Here is a 13454-nt window from a genome sequence, read left to right as displayed (position 1 = left end):
ACAGCATTCCACAGTTATGATATGCCGGGCGACATCGTCGATTGCGCCACGTCCGGCTTCGACGCATGAAGATCGCCATGGCTGAACTCGCACTCTTTCCGACCCCGGCCCCTGCCGGGGAAGAACGCCAATTACCCCGTAATATCGAGGCCGAGGCCGCGTTTTTGGGCGCGATCCTGATCGACAACCGAGTCGTCGAGGATCTGCCCGTTCAATTGAATGCCGCGCATTTCTTCGAGCCGCTCCACGGCCGCATCTTCCAGCAGACGATGGCGTTGATCGAGCGCAACAGCATTGCGACGCCGGTCACCCTAAAGCCATTCTTCGAGGCCGACGAGGCGATGAAGGCGGTCGGTGGGGTCGGTTATCTGGCGCAGCTCACCGGCAGCGGCGCGGGGCTGATCGGCGCGCGCGATTTTGCCCGGCAAATCTACGACCTCGCATTGCTCCGCGAACTCGTCGGTGTCGGCCGCACCCTCGTCGACAGCGCGCTCGACACGAGCGAGAGCGTCGATCCGCAGGCGCAGATCGAGGAAGCCGAAACCGCGCTCTATCGCGTTGCGGGCGGCGAGGCCGAGATGGGATCGGTCAAGAGCTTCAGCGCCGCCAGCCTGACCGCGTTGCAGGCGGCCGAGCGCGCGCTCAATTCGGGCGGACACCTGTCGGGTATCACCACGGGCATCGGCAGCATGAACGCCAAGATCGGCGGTATGCACAATTCGGACTTGATGATCCTCGCGGGTCGTCCCGGCATGGGCAAGACCTCGCTCGCGACCAACATCGCCTATAACGCCGCCGAACGCTTCCGCCGCGACGAGGAAGACGGCATCCCGCCTGAAAAGAATATGGGCGCGAAGGTTGCCTTCTTCAGCCTCGAAATGTCCGCCGATCAGCTCGCGACGCGCGTCCTCGCCGAACAGTCGGGAGTGTCGGGCGAGGCGCTGCGTATGGGCAAGATCAGCAAGGAGCAGTTTCAGCAGCTCAGCCGCGCCGCGCAGGCGCTCCAGACCCTGCCGCTGTTCATCGACGATACGCCGGGCCTGACGATCGCGAGCCTGCGTACCCGCGCGCGCCGCCTGCAGCGCCGCCACGGCATCGGCTTCATCATCGTCGACTATCTGCAACTGCTGCAGGGCTCGTCGAAGAGCGGCGACAATCGCGTTCAGGAAATTTCCGAAATCTCCCGCGGTTTGAAGACATTGGCGAAGGAACTTAACGTCCCCGTGATGGCACTGTCGCAGCTCAGCCGTCAGGTCGAAAGCCGCGAGGACAAGCGCCCGCAGCTCTCCGACCTTCGTGAATCGGGCTCGATCGAACAGGACGCCGACATGGTGCTGTTCGTGTTCCGTGAGGACTATTATGTCGCCGCGCGCGAACCCAAGCGCCCGGTCGAGGGTGACGATGTGAAGATCCACGCGCAGCACGAAGAGTGGGCGGCCGAGATGGAGCGCGTCTTCGGCCTCGCCGAGGTGATCGTCGCCAAATCACGCCACGGCTCGACGGGCAAGATTCGCATGCACTTCGAGGCGAAGACGACGAAGTTCAGCGATCTGGCCGACGAGAGTATGGCCTACGCCGATTATGAGTGAGGGCGCCTAAGCTATCTCGTCATCCCAGCGAAAGCTGGGATCGCTAGCGAGATTGATGAACGATAGCGGTCCCAGCATTCGCTGTGACGATGGCTATAAAATGTGTGCCGTCAAATCTTCCCAGCTCGGATTGGATGCCTCGACCAACTCGATCTTCCACTGGCGTTTCCAGGCCTTCATGGCCTTCTCGCGCGCGATGGCTTCCTCGATCGTCGGAAAGGTCTCGACAAGCACGAGCTTGTCCAACCCATATTTCTTGCAAAAGGCGGAACCCGTTCCGTTGCGATGCTGAAAGGTCCGGGCTTCGATCTGGCTCGTGACGCCGATGTATAACACACCGCGCGACTTGTTGGTCATGATGTAAACATACCCGCCCCGGTTCATGCCTACGGCTTAGCGCAAGATTGCCAGCGATCCCAGCTTTCGCTGGGATGACGAAAGAGGGTTCGGGAGGCGTTTCTCAGAACGCCGGGTCGTTCGCGGGATTATCGTCGATCGGGGTGACCGCCTCGTGGATGCCGCATTCGGTCTTGTCCCAGCCGCGCCAGCGGCCCGAGCGGGGGTCTTCGCCCGGCTGGACCTTCGACGTGCAGGGCGAGCAGCCGATCGAGGGATAGCCTTGCGATTCCAACGGATGGCGCGGCAGGTCGTGCGCGTCGAAATAGGCGTCGAGGTCGTCGCGGCTCCAGTTGGCGAGCGGGTTGAACTTCAGGCGGCCGGTGCTGCCGTCGAGTTCGAAGCGCGGCAGGCCGGTGCGGGTCGAGGACTGAAAGCCCTTGCGGCCGGTGATCGAGGTGTCGAAGTCGGTCAGCGCCTTTTCGAGCGGCTTCACCTTGCGGATTTCGCAGCAGCCGTCGGGGTCGTAAGACCAGCGCAGCTCGGTCGCGTCCTTGCTTGCCAGTTCTTCGGCATCGGGGGTCAGGTTGACGATGTTGAGGCCGAGCTTCGCGGCGAGTTCGTCGCGATAGGCGAGCGTCTCGGGAAAATGCTTGCCGGTGTCGAGGAAGAGCACGGGCATGTCGGGCGCAACGCGGCTGACCAGATGGAGCAGCACCGCGCTTTCGGCGCCGAAGCTGGAGACGATCGCGGTTTCGCCGAGCAGCCCTGCGCCGATCACGCTCGCGACCACCTCGGCGGCGTCCTGGCCTCGGAAGAGGTTGTTGAGGCGAATGACATCGGCCTGCGTGAAGCGCGGCGCGACGTCGATCCGGTCGCGGGTGCGGTCGGCGGCTTCAGGGGGAGAGGTTTTCACGTCAGCCATGCCTTAACTTCCATATCGGCACCGCGCCGTCGGCGGCGCCCTGATAATGTGCGGGCCAGCGGGTCAGCGCCGCCTCGACATCGTCGGGATTGAGGGGCTTTTCGGGCGCGAAGCTGTCGAAGCCGCACCGCTTCATATAGGCGATCTGATCGACGAGCACGTCGCCCTGCGCGCGCAGCTCGCCGGTGTAGCCCGCCTCGCGCAGGATGCGCGCCGACGAATAGCCGCGGCCGTCGCGGAACTTCGGGAACGCCACCTCGATCAGCGCGAGCCGGTCGAGAAAGGGGATCAGCGCGCGCGCATCCTCATCGGGTTCAAGCCGCACCGCGGTCGCGTTCGACTGCTCAAGAAAGGCGTCGAGGGTGACCGCGGGTTCTTCGCCGCCCGTTTGCAGATATTCAACCATAGATCGCCTCCTTGAAGGGGGCCATGCCGACGCGGCGGAAGGTGTCGACGAAACGCTCGCCTTCGCTGCGCTCGGCTAGATATTTGTCGGTGACGCGTTCGATCGCGTCGACGACGCCGTCTTCGTCGAAGCCGGGGCCGGTGATCGTACCGAGCGACACGTCCTCCGCGCCCGACCCGCCAAGCAGCAGCTGGTAATTCTCCGTGCCCTTGCGGTCGACGCCGAGGATGCCGATGTGGCCGGCATGGTGATGCCCGCAGGCGTTGATGCAGCCCGAAATCTTGAGCTTCAGCTCACCCAGTTCCTTCTGGCGGCCAAGGTCCGAGAAGCGCGTCGCAATCTTCTGCGCGACCGGGATCGAGCGCGCATTGGCAAGGCTGCAATAATCGAGCCCCGGGCAGGCGATGATATCGCTGATCAGGTCGAGGTTTGGCGTCGCGAGCCCCGCACCGTCGAGCGCCTGCCAGACGGCGTAAAGGTCGGCCTTGCGAACATGCGGCAGCACGATGTTCTGCGCATGGGTGACGCGGAGTTCGTCGTGGCTGTATTTTTCGGCCAAGTCGGCCATCAGGTCGATCTGCGCCGAGCTGGCGTCGCCGGGAATGCCGCCGATGGGTTTCAGGCTGATGTTGACGATGGCATGGCCCGGCACCTTGTGCGCGGCGACATTCTGGTCGACCCAGACCGCGAAATCGGGATCGCTGCGGTCGATGGCGTCGGGCGCCGATGCGTCGAGCGCAGGCGGTGCGAACTGCTCGGCGATGCGGTCGAACTCGGCCTTGGGCGGGTCGATGCCCAGCGACTTCACATGCGCGAATTCTTCCTCGACCTGGCGGCGGTATTCGTCCGCGCCGAGTTCGTGGATCAGGATCTTGATCCGCGCCTTGTAGATATTGTCGCGGCGGCCATAGCGGTTGTAGACGCGCAGGCACGCCTCGGCGTAGCTCAACATGTCGCCCAGCGGCACGAAATCCTTGATCAGCGGCGCGATCATCGGGGTGCGGCCCATACCGCCACCGACGTAGAAAGCGGCGCCATGCTCTCCGTCCTTCTCGACGATCTGGATGCCGATGTCGTGCAGGCGCATCGCGGCGCGGTCTTCGTTAGCGGCGATGACGGCGATCTTGAACTTGCGCGGCAAATAGCTGAATTCGGGGTGGAAACTCGACCATTGGCGGAGCAGTTCGGCCCAAGGGCGCGGATCGGTAATCTCGTCCGCGGCGGCGCCGGCCCACTGGTCCGAGCTGATGTTGCGGATGCAATTGCCGCTCGTCTGGATTGCATGCATCTCGACCGATGCCAGATCCTCGAGGATCGCGGGCGCATCCTCCAGCTTGATCCAGTTATACTGGATGTTCTGGCGCGTGGTGAAATGGCCGTAATCGCGGTCATATTTGCGCGCGATATGCGCGAGCATGCGCATCTGGCGGCTGTCGAGCGTGCCATAGGGCACCGCCACGCGCAGCATATAGGCGTGAAGCTGGAGATAGAGGCCGTTCATCAACCGCAGCGGCTTGAACTGGTCCTCAGTGATTTCGCCGGCGAGGCGGCGCTTCACCTGATCGCTGAACTCGGCAACGCGGGCGGCGACCATCGCATGGTCATATTCGTCATATTTATACATGTCAGATCACCCAGTCGCCGGCCGCAGGATCGGCGGGTTTCAGTGTCAGGTCGGGGCGCACGGTCGGACCCAACGCGCGGATGCGGTCCTTGATATGCGCGGGGCGCGGGCCGTCGGCCGTCTGCTCGCCCGCGATGATATAGGGCGCGTTGACCCGCCGCGCGGCTTCCTCGACGGCCAGGATTGCCTCGCCATGTTCGCCGACGTCGGCCGCATCCTCGATGTGCAGCGACCAGTCGGCGCCGGTCCACCAAGTGACAAATCCTGTCTTCAGGTCGTTGCCCGTGAGCAGTTTCATGTGAAGTCCCCAATTTTTTGCATGTTTTTGGCTGCGCCCGGCGCGCCGAGGCAGTCGAGCGCATCGGCGCGCGCCGCGACCTTGCCGACGATGATCAGCGCGGGGCTGGCGACCTGCTCGCGCGCGACGAGGTCGCCGAGGTCGGTAAGCAGCGTGCGAAGGACGCGCGAGTCCGCAGTCGTGCCGCGCTCGACGACCGCGACCGGCAGATCGGGCGAAACGCCGTCGGCAATCAGCTTATCGGTGATCGCGCCGGCCGTCGCGAGGCCCATGTAGATCACCAAAGTGCGGCCATGCCCTGCGAGGCCCGACCAGTCCTGATCGCTCAGATCCTTGCACTGGCCGGCGACGAAGCTGACAGCGCTCGCATCTTCGCGGTGGGTCAGCGGAAGGCCCGCCTGCGCGGCGCAGCCCGCTGCCGCTGTGATGCCTGGCACGACTTCGCACGCGACACCCGCTTCGCGTGCAGCCTCGAGTTCCTCGCCGCCGCGGCCGAAAATGAACGGATCGCCGCCCTTCAGCCGCACAACCTGCTTGCCCGCGAGCGTTTCGCGGACGAGGAGCTCGTTGATCAACTCCTGCCTCATCGTGTGACGACTGCGCTGCTTGGCGACCGAGATGCGTTCGACGCCGTCCGGAATCAGCGCGAGCACGCCGTCACCGACCAGCCCGTCGTGAACGACGAGGTCGGCCATCGACAGCAACCGCGCGGCGCGCACCGTCAGTAGGTCGGGATCGCCGGGACCGGCACCGACGAGCCATAATTTGCCCGCGGAGGGGAGGGACTTTTCCATCGGAGCATAGGTGGCCCCGCATGCCGCGAATGGCAAAGCAGGCTTTATTGACGCTGATGAAGGTAAATTTGGGCGCTGATTTCTTCTCGCTCTTCATCGCGAGCGGAGCGACGCGATCCAGAGCGGTTTAGGCGACTCTGGACTGGCGCGTCGCCTTCGGCTCCTCGCAATGCCGAAAATTACAGATACTTTTTCGTGATCAGCTGCGATCCCTCGGGATCGCGCAACCCCACCCCGATCGAGGCGCGGATCGCGTCGCTCTCGGCGCTTGCCACGGGGTAAGCGCAATAATCGGCGGCATAGAAGGCGCTGGGGCGGTGGTTGCCCGACAGGCCGATACCGCCGAAGGGCGCAGCTGAGGAGGCGCCATTGGTCGGCCGGTTCCAGTTGATAACGCCCGCGCGGGCATTTGCCCAGAACTGGTCGTAAAGCTTCGGTGTAGCCCCAATCAGCGAGGCCGACAGGCCAAAGCTGGTGTTGTTCGCCTCGGCGATCGCCGCCTCGAAGGTTTCGACACGGACGACCTGCAACAGCGGCCCGAACAGCTCAATGTCGGGACGTTCGGGCATCGACGTCACATCTATGATGCCGGGGGTCAGGAAAGGCCGCCCCGTTACCGGCCGCGACATATGACGGATCACCTGGCCGCCGTTCGACATCAGGATCAGGAAGCTCTCGGTCAGATGATCGGCCGCCTCATTGTCGATTACCGGCCCCATATAGGGCGCGGGGTCGGCATGCGGATGGTCGACGATCAGCCTACTCGCAAGGGTTCTGACCTCTTCGATCAACGCGTCGGCCATCGCATCCTTGACGATCAGGCGGCGCGCATTGCTGCACCGTTGCCCGGCGCTAAGAAACGCCGACTGAACGACCAGGATCGCAGCGGTCGCGATGTCGGCCGTGTCCCACACGACGATCGGATTGTTACCGCCCATCTCTAGCGCGAGGATTTTGCCGGGCTTGTCGGCGAATTGCCGATTGAGCGCGAGCCCCGTGCGCGCCGAGCCGGTGAAGAGCAGCCCGTCGAGGCCATCGTGCGCGGCCAACGCCTTGCCCACTTCGGGCCCGCCGATGACCAGGCGCAGCACCTCTTGCGGAACGCCTGCGCTGTGGAACAGTTCGACCAGCTTAGCGCCAACCGCCGGCGTCTTTTCGGACGGCTTGAACACCACCGAATTGCCAGCGAGCAATGCGGGGACGATATGGCCGTTCGGCAGGTGGGCCGGGAAATTATAGGGACCCAGCACGGCCAGCGCGCCGTGCGGCTTGTGGCGCACGGCGTTGCGAAGGCCCATCGCGCCTTCGATCCGCCGGTTGGGTGTGCGCTCGCCATAGGATTTGATCGAAATATCGACCTTGTTGGCAACCGATTCGACCTCGGTACGCGCTTCCCAAAGCGGCTTGCCGGTCTCCCGCGCGATGAGGTCGGCGAGTGTTTCGCTCTCGGCCTTCACCCGGTCGGCGAAGCGACGGAGCGTCTCGGAGCGGAAGGTGACAGCTTTCGCGGCCCATTCGGGCCAGGCGCGCCGCGCCACCTCGACCTCCTGATCGACGTCGCTCACCCGGCCGCGCCACAGCTCGTTGCCGGTCGCGGGTTCGAAGGAAATCAGCTCGTCGCTCATGGTCTTCCGCCTCATATCGGCGAAAGCCGATGGCGGCAACCGCTCCACCCCATTTCGGCGAAGCATGTCTTGCACCGCGCGCGCAGGTTGGCGATAGACGGGCGGGGGCCGTAATGAAGGGGACGCGCGATTTCGGCGAGGCAGGATATCAAGCGCGATTGGGACGACCATTATTGGTGGTCGCACGATGGCGTCCGCCTGCATGCGCGCATCTATGCTGGTCCAAAGGGCGGCGACGCCCTGCCGCCGATCCTCTGCATGCCCGGTCTTGCGCGCAACGCGCGGGATTTCGAGGGATTGGCGCCCGTCATGGCGGCAAAGCGCCGGGTGATCGTCGCAGAATTTCGCGGACGCGGCGAAAGCGCTTATGCCAAGGACCCGATGACCTATGTCCCGCTGACCTATGTGCAGGACATCGTCGCGTTGTTGGACGAGATGAAGATCAAGCGCTTTGCGACCGTAGGCACCTCGCTCGGCGGGCTCGTCTCGATGCTGCTCGCCGCGACCCAACCGGGTCGCATCGTCGGTGCTGTGCTCAATGACGTCGGGCCGGAGCTGGAAGCGGCGGGGCTCGAACGCATTCGCGACTATATCGGCGCTGGGGGCAGCCAGCCCACCTGGATCCACGCAGCGCGCGCCTATGCCGACCTTAATGCCGCCGTCTATCCCGGCTACGACATCCACGACTGGCTGCGCATCACCAAGCGCACGCACCGCCTGACGCAGGAGGGGCGGATCGTCACCGATTACGACAAGCAGATCGCGGCGCCGCTGCGGGTGCCGAACGGCGGCGATGCAGGCGTCGATCTGTGGCCCGCCTACCGGGCGCTCGGCGACGTGCCGGTGCTGGTGTTGCGGGGGGCGCTGTCCGACATCCTGTCGGGGGCGGCGGGCAAGAAAATGGCGAAAGCGCTGCCAAACGCCCGGCTAGTCGAGATTCCCGGCGTCGGCCATGCGCCGACGATGGACGAGGCCAAGGCGCGCACGGCGATCGGCGCCTGGATCGCGGAGCTGCCCGCCGCGTGACCGGCGCCCGCACTCCCGTGCGTATCCTGCACCTTCATTCCAGCTTTTCGCTGGGCGGCAAAGAAGCGCGCGCTGTCCGCCTGATGAATCTCATGGGGCCGCGAGCGCGGCACGTCATTATATCGGCGGTGCCCCAGGCGACGGGCGCACGCGATGCGATCGATCGGGGCATCGACGTGCGCTTTCCCGCCGACGCGCCGCCGCTCCACGGCAAGCCGGGCCTAGGGCGCTATCGCGCGCTGGCGCGCTACATGCGCCGCTTCGACCTTGTGCTCAGTTATAATTGGGGTTCGATGGACGGGGTGATGGCGCATCGCCTGTTCTCGCCCTTCCGGAACCTGCCGCCGATGATCCATCATGAAGATGGCTTCAACGAGGATGAGAGCGTTCGGCGTAACTGGAAGCGGAGCAGCTTTCGCCGCCTCGCGCTGCCTACGACCGAGGCGCTGGTGGTGCCGTCGACTTTGCTCGAACGGATCGCCGCCGACGAATGGGGCAAGCGGCGGCGCGTTCAGCTGATCCGCAACGGTATCGACGTCGCTTCCTATGCAAAGGGGCCGGCGGTTCCGATCCCCGGCTTCGAGCGGCGCGAGGGCGAGGTCGTCGTCGGGACCGTCGCAGGGCTCCGCAAGGTCAAGGATATGCCGCGGCTGGTGCGCGCGGTCGCGACGTTGCCGCCCAACGTCCGGCTGGTGATCGTGGGGGAGGGGCCCGAGCGTGAGGCGATCACGGCCGAAGCCGCGGCTTGCGGCATCGCCGACCGGCTCGTCATGCCCGGCTTCATGGCCCAGCCGCACAAGTGGATCGGCCACTTTGATCTGCTCGCGCTGTCATCGCAAAGCGAGCAGGCGCCGATCGCTGTGATCGAGGCGATGGCGGCTGGTCTCCCGGTCGTCAGCCCCGACGTCGGCGACGTCGCCGCGATGGTGTCGGGGCGGAACTGTCCCTTCATCGCCAGCGACGACGCGGCGTTCCGCAAGGCCTTGGCGTCGCTGGCCGAAGACGCCGAACTCCGCGCCCGCATCGGCCACGCAAACCGCGAAGTGGCCGCTGCCCGCTTCGACGAATCAACCATGGTCGCCGCTTACGAAAATCTCTATGGTCGCGCGCTTAAGGGTCGCCGCCTCTTCTGCGGGGAATAGCGCGCGGCCATTGACTTTCACGGCATGCTTCCGCTTACGGAAGCGGCAAACGGGGGCCTGCTGGCAAAGAGCCGCGGCTGGAGAGAAAGAGGTTTAACGTGTTCAAAGGTTTGAAGCCCATCGTTTACGGCGGCCGGGAAGTGTGGCCGCTGGTCGAGGGCGGCAAGGGCGTGTCGGCGACCAACCATATGTCGAGCGGCGCTTGGGCCGCGGCGGGCGGGATCGGCACCGTGTCGGCGGTCAACGCCGACAGCTACGACGCCGATGGCAAGATCATTCCGCAAATATACCGCGCGCTGACGCGCAAGGAACGCCACGAGGAGCTGATCCAGTACGCGATCGACGGCGCGGTCGAGCAGGTCAAGCGCGCCTATGACGTCGCGAGCGGCAAGGGCGCGATCAACATCAACGTGCTTTGGGAAATGGGTGGCGCTCAGCAGGTGCTGGAGGGCGTGCTCGAACGCACCAAAGGCCTTGTCACTGGCGTCACGTGCGGCGCCGGCATGCCGTATAAGCTTAGTGAGATCGCGGCGCGCCACAACGTCAATTATCTGCCGATCATCTCGTCGGCGCGTGCTTTTCGCGCGCTGTGGAAGCGCGCCTATTCGAAGGTCGCCGACCTGATGGGCGCGGTGGTCTATGAAGATCCCTGGCTCGCTGGCGGCCACAACGGTCTGTCGAACGCTGAAGATCCGCTGAAGCCCGAAGACCCCTATCCGCGCGTCAAGGCGCTGCGCGACACGATGCGCGCTGAGGGTATCTCGGACGATGTGCCGATCGTGATGGCGGGCGGCGTCTGGTATCTGCGCGACTGGGAGCATTGGATCGACAATCCCGAGCTCGGCCAGATTGTCTTCCAGTACGGCACGCGTCCGCTGCTGACCGAGGAAAGCCCGATTCCGCAGGAGTGGAAAGACCGCCTCCGGACCCTCGACGAGGGCGACGTGCTGCTTCACCGCTTCTCGCCGACGGGTTTTTATTCGAGCGCGGTGCGCAACCCGTTTCTCCGCGACCTCGAAGCGCGCTCGGAACGCCAGATTCCCTATTCGAAGCAGGAAGCGGGCGATCATGTGGTCCAGCTCGACGTCGGCGTGAAGGGCAAGAATTTCTGGGTCACCCCGCACGACCGCGACCGCGCGCGCGACTGGGTGGCCGAAGGCTATACCGAAGCGCTCAAGACGCCCGACAACACCGTCGTCTTCGTCACCGACACCGACAAGGCCGTGATCCGCAAGGATCAGGCCGACTGCATGGGCTGCCTGTCGCACTGCGGCTTTTCGGCATGGAAAGACCATGACGATTATTCGACCGGCTACCTCGCCGATCCGCGCAGCTTCTGCATCCAGAAGACGCTGCAGGACATCGCGCACGGCGGCGACGTCGAACAGAATCTGATGTTCGCGGGCCACGCAGCGTTCAACTTCAAGACCGATCCCTTTTATTCGAACAACTTCACCCCGACGGTGAAGCAGCTGGTGGATCGGATTCTGACGGGGGATTGAACAGCGTCGCCCCCGCGAAGGCGGGGGCCGCTGGCAGCTTGGCGCTATACCGACAACGGCCCCCGCCTTCGCGGGGGCGACGGATTGGTCAGGCCCACCCCTCCAGCACCTGATCGGGCGGCCTGTGCCCGTCGCACCAAGCGCGGATGTTGGCGATGACCTTCTCGCCCGAGGCTTCGCGCCCCTCGATCGTCGCCGAGCCGAGGTGCGGGAGCAGCACGACATTGTCGAGCGCGAGCAGCACGGGGTCGACCGCGGGCTCGTGCGTATATACGTCGAGGCCTGCGCCCGCGATGCGGCCGGTCTGCAGCGCCGCGATCAGCGCCTTTTCGTCGACGATTTCGCCGCGCGCGGTGTTGATCAGATAGGCGGTCGGCTTCATCGCCCCGATCCGCGCGGCGTTGACCATTTCGTGCGTTTCCGCCGTATGCGGGCAGTGGATCGAGACGATGTCGCTGATGCGCAGCAGCGTGTCGACGCTCGCGTGATAGCTAGCGCCCAGCTCCTCCTCGATCGCTTCGGGCAGGCGGCGGCGGTTGTGGTAGTGGATTGACAGACCGAACGCCCGCGCGCGGCGTGCGACCGCCAGCCCAATGCGCCCCATGCCGATGATGCCGAGCAGCTTGCCGCCGACGCGGTGGCCGAGCATCGCGCTCGGCGCCCAGCCTGCCCATTGGCCCGACCGCATCAGCTTTTCGCCTTCCGCGAGGCGACGCGGGACGCTGAGGATCAGCGCCATCGTCATGTCGGCGGTGTCTTCGGTGAAGACGCCCGGCGTGTTCGACACCATGATGCCCTTCGCGCGTGCGGCGGCGAGGTCGATATGATCGACCCCGGCGCCGAAATTGGCGATCAGCTTCAGCCGGTCGCCCGCCGCCGCAAGGACCTCCGCGTCGATCTCGTCGGTCACCGTCGGCACGAAGACGTCGCAATCAGCGACTGCGGCCTTCAGTTCGTCCTTGGTAAAGGCATGATCCTGCGCCGACAGCGCCACGTCGAACAGTTCGGCCATGCGCGCCTCGACATGCGGCATCAACTGGCGGGTGACGATGACGCGCGGGCGCTTCGGGCGGGATGAATCGGGCATGGCCGCCGATAGAGCGCGCCCACGGCGAAGGGTCAAGGGGGCGGGCGCCGAAAAGGCTGGGGACGAACGCAGCCTTTTGCGCGGCGAGCGGTTGTAAAGCCGGTGCGAGTTTGACAAGGCAGAGCGATGACCAGCCGCCAGATTCTATTGGGGATAGCGCTGATGGCCGCCATGGGACCGGCCGTCGCGCAATCCGACGTCGAGCTGCCCTATTGGGCGTCGATCAACGTCGATGAAGCCCGCATGCGTAAAGGGCCGTCGCCCGACGTGCCCGTGACATGGGAATATCGCCGCAAGGATCTGCCGGTAAAGGTCGTCGCGCGCTTCGAAACCTGGCGCAAGATCGAGGATCCCGACGGGACGACGGGCTGGATGGCGGCGCGGCTCCTCAGCCGCACGCGCACCGCGATCGTCACCGGCGGCATCCAGCCGATGCGCGAAGAGCCCAGCCTGTCATCCGCTGTCGCCTATCGCGCCCAGCCGGGCGTCGTCGGCCGCATCACCGACTGCAAGGACGGCTGGTGCCTGTTCGACGTCAAGGGTCGCAAGGGTTGGATCCAGACCGACCATATCTGGGGCGACTGACGTCGCCCCAGCGCCGGCGGAATTATTTCTTCTTCGGGGTGACCGTCACAACAGTGCCGTCGTCAGCCGTGGCAGTGAAACTGCCGTCGGCACCGGCTTTGCCCACCGCCCAGCACATGCCCGGCGCATCACCCTCGGGATCAAAGCAATCCTTGCCATCGTGGCTGGCGTAAAGGCCTTTAACCTCTTTGCCCTTGGGATCGGTGTCGACATAGGTGCCGTCGGCGTTGATCGTGGTCGTCGCCATCGTGCCATCGGCCATTTTGACGTCGTAAGTGCCCGGCTGAGTGCCCGAGTCGGCGGCTGGCGCCGGGGCTGCCTCCGCGGCGGGCTCGGCCGCAACTTCCTTTTTCTCTTCAGCCTTTTGCGAACAGGCCGCCAGCAGCGACAAGGCCGCAATCAACGCAAGCTTTTTCATGACTTCCCTCCCCATCAAAGAAAGGCAAAGTTACGCCGATCGAGGAGGGGCGGCAAAGGAAAAGGCGCACGAAAAAGGGCCGGGCGTTTCCGCCCGG

At 64.9% G+C, this 13454-nt stretch carries 14 protein-coding genes; 5 read left to right on the top strand and 9 right to left on the bottom strand.

The window, feature by feature from the left end:
• The first annotated feature begins 77 nt into the window (after positions 1 to 77).
• Complete coding sequence (locus ATE67_RS10045) at positions 78 to 1589, top strand: replicative DNA helicase (protein ID WP_058816743.1); 1512 nt, start codon at positions 78 to 80, stop codon at positions 1587 to 1589.
• Positions 1590 to 1682: 93 nt separating this feature from the next.
• Here ATE67_RS10045 and ATE67_RS10040 read toward each other — a convergent pair whose 3' ends face one another.
• From ATE67_RS10040 to astD, 7 genes are all read right to left on the bottom strand, one after another.
• A complete protein-coding gene (locus tag ATE67_RS10040; RefSeq protein WP_231728109.1) occupies positions 1683 to 1946 on the bottom strand; it encodes a GIY-YIG nuclease family protein in 264 nt (87 codons plus the stop codon).
• Positions 1947 to 2049: 103 nt separating this feature from the next.
• Positions 2050 to 2850, bottom strand: a complete 801-nt coding sequence (locus ATE67_RS10035) for a phosphoadenylyl-sulfate reductase (RefSeq protein WP_058816573.1) — start codon at positions 2848 to 2850, stop codon at positions 2050 to 2052.
• Entirely contained in the window at positions 2843 to 3256 is a 414-nt protein-coding gene (locus ATE67_RS10030) for a DUF934 domain-containing protein (protein WP_058816572.1), read from the bottom strand. Before ATE67_RS10030 ends, ATE67_RS10035 begins: the two co-directional genes overlap by 8 nt.
• A complete protein-coding gene (locus tag ATE67_RS10025; protein ID WP_058816571.1) occupies positions 3249 to 4880 on the bottom strand; it encodes a nitrite/sulfite reductase in 1632 nt (543 codons plus the stop codon). The genes ATE67_RS10030 and ATE67_RS10025 overlap by 8 nt, the downstream gene beginning before the upstream one ends.
• 1 nt (position 4881) lies before the next feature.
• A complete protein-coding gene (locus ATE67_RS10020) occupies positions 4882 to 5178 on the bottom strand; it encodes a DUF2849 domain-containing protein (RefSeq protein WP_058816570.1) in 297 nt (98 codons plus the stop codon).
• Positions 5175 to 5972, bottom strand: a complete 798-nt coding sequence (gene cobA / locus ATE67_RS10015; RefSeq protein WP_058816569.1) for a uroporphyrinogen-III C-methyltransferase — start codon at positions 5970 to 5972, stop codon at positions 5175 to 5177. The genes ATE67_RS10020 and cobA overlap by 4 nt, the downstream gene beginning before the upstream one ends.
• A 179-nt stretch (positions 5973 to 6151) precedes the next feature.
• Positions 6152 to 7597: a succinylglutamate-semialdehyde dehydrogenase gene (gene astD, locus ATE67_RS10010; RefSeq protein WP_058816568.1), complete on the bottom strand. Its 1446-nt coding sequence runs from the start codon at positions 7595 to 7597 to the stop codon at positions 6152 to 6154.
• A gap of 129 nt (positions 7598 to 7726) precedes the next feature.
• Between astD and ATE67_RS10005 the strand changes: the two genes are divergently transcribed.
• The 3 genes from ATE67_RS10005 to ATE67_RS09995 all read left to right on the top strand — a co-directional run bounded on the left by ATE67_RS10005 (position 7727) and on the right by ATE67_RS09995 (position 11267).
• Positions 7727 to 8623, top strand: a complete 897-nt coding sequence (locus ATE67_RS10005; protein ID WP_197411929.1) for an alpha/beta fold hydrolase — start codon at positions 7727 to 7729, stop codon at positions 8621 to 8623.
• Positions 8620 to 9765: a glycosyltransferase gene (locus tag ATE67_RS10000; RefSeq protein WP_058816566.1), complete on the top strand. Its 1146-nt coding sequence runs from the start codon at positions 8620 to 8622 to the stop codon at positions 9763 to 9765. Before ATE67_RS10005 ends, ATE67_RS10000 begins: the two co-directional genes overlap by 4 nt.
• A gap of 98 nt (positions 9766 to 9863) precedes the next feature.
• Positions 9864 to 11267, top strand: a complete 1404-nt coding sequence (locus ATE67_RS09995; RefSeq protein WP_058816565.1) for an NAD(P)H-dependent flavin oxidoreductase — start codon at positions 9864 to 9866, stop codon at positions 11265 to 11267.
• Between the two features lie 88 nt (positions 11268 to 11355).
• On the opposite strand, the gene ATE67_RS09990 is transcribed toward ATE67_RS09995, so the two are convergent.
• Positions 11356 to 12354, bottom strand: coding sequence for a 2-hydroxyacid dehydrogenase (locus ATE67_RS09990; protein WP_058816564.1), 999 nt, complete (start codon positions 12352 to 12354; stop codon positions 11356 to 11358).
• A 126-nt stretch (positions 12355 to 12480) separates the two neighbouring features.
• On the opposite strand from ATE67_RS09990, the gene ATE67_RS09985 reads away from it, so the two are divergent.
• On the top strand, positions 12481 to 12939 hold the full coding sequence (locus tag ATE67_RS09985) for an SH3 domain-containing protein (RefSeq protein WP_058816563.1): 459 nt from the start codon (positions 12481 to 12483) through the stop codon (positions 12937 to 12939).
• Positions 12940 to 12961: 22 nt separating this feature from the next.
• On the opposite strand, the gene ATE67_RS09980 is transcribed toward ATE67_RS09985, so the two are convergent.
• Positions 12962 to 13357 carry a hypothetical protein gene (locus tag ATE67_RS09980; RefSeq protein ID WP_058816562.1) on the bottom strand — a complete coding sequence of 132 codons (396 nt, stop codon included), beginning with the start codon at positions 13355 to 13357 and terminating at the stop codon, positions 12962 to 12964.
• Positions 13358 to 13454 lie beyond the last annotated feature (97 nt).

The sequence above is a fragment of the Sphingopyxis sp. H050 genome, assembly GCF_001468265.1.
Taxonomy (GTDB): Bacteria; Pseudomonadota; Alphaproteobacteria; order Sphingomonadales; family Sphingomonadaceae; genus Sphingopyxis.
Note: the sequence above shows the minus strand (reverse complement) of the source record. Positions and strands in the feature narration are given on the sequence as shown.

Coding starts and splice junctions, on each gene's coding strand:
- ATE67_RS10045 (WP_058816743.1), top strand. CDS start 78: ATGGCTGAACTCGCACTCTTTCCGACCCCGGCCCCTGCCGGGGAAGAA.
- ATE67_RS10040 (WP_231728109.1), bottom strand. CDS start 1,946: ATGACCAACAAGTCGCGCGGTGTGTTATACATCGGCGTCACGAGCCAG.
- ATE67_RS10035 (WP_058816573.1), bottom strand. CDS start 2,850: ATGGCTGACGTGAAAACCTCTCCCCCTGAAGCCGCCGACCGCACCCGC.
- ATE67_RS10030 (WP_058816572.1), bottom strand. CDS start 3,256: ATGGTTGAATATCTGCAAACGGGCGGCGAAGAACCCGCGGTCACCCTC.
- ATE67_RS10025 (WP_058816571.1), bottom strand. CDS start 4,880: ATGTATAAATATGACGAATATGACCATGCGATGGTCGCCGCCCGCGTT.
- ATE67_RS10020 (WP_058816570.1), bottom strand. CDS start 5,178: ATGAAACTGCTCACGGGCAACGACCTGAAGACAGGATTTGTCACTTGG.
- cobA (WP_058816569.1), bottom strand. CDS start 5,972: ATGGAAAAGTCCCTCCCCTCCGCGGGCAAATTATGGCTCGTCGGTGCC.
- astD (WP_058816568.1), bottom strand. CDS start 7,597: ATGAGCGACGAGCTGATTTCCTTCGAACCCGCGACCGGCAACGAGCTG.
- ATE67_RS09990 (WP_058816564.1), bottom strand. CDS start 12,354: ATGCCCGATTCATCCCGCCCGAAGCGCCCGCGCGTCATCGTCACCCGC.
- ATE67_RS09985 (WP_058816563.1), top strand. CDS start 12,481: ATGACCAGCCGCCAGATTCTATTGGGGATAGCGCTGATGGCCGCCATG.
- ATE67_RS09980 (WP_058816562.1), bottom strand. CDS start 13,357: ATGAAAAAGCTTGCGTTGATTGCGGCCTTGTCGCTGCTGGCGGCCTGT.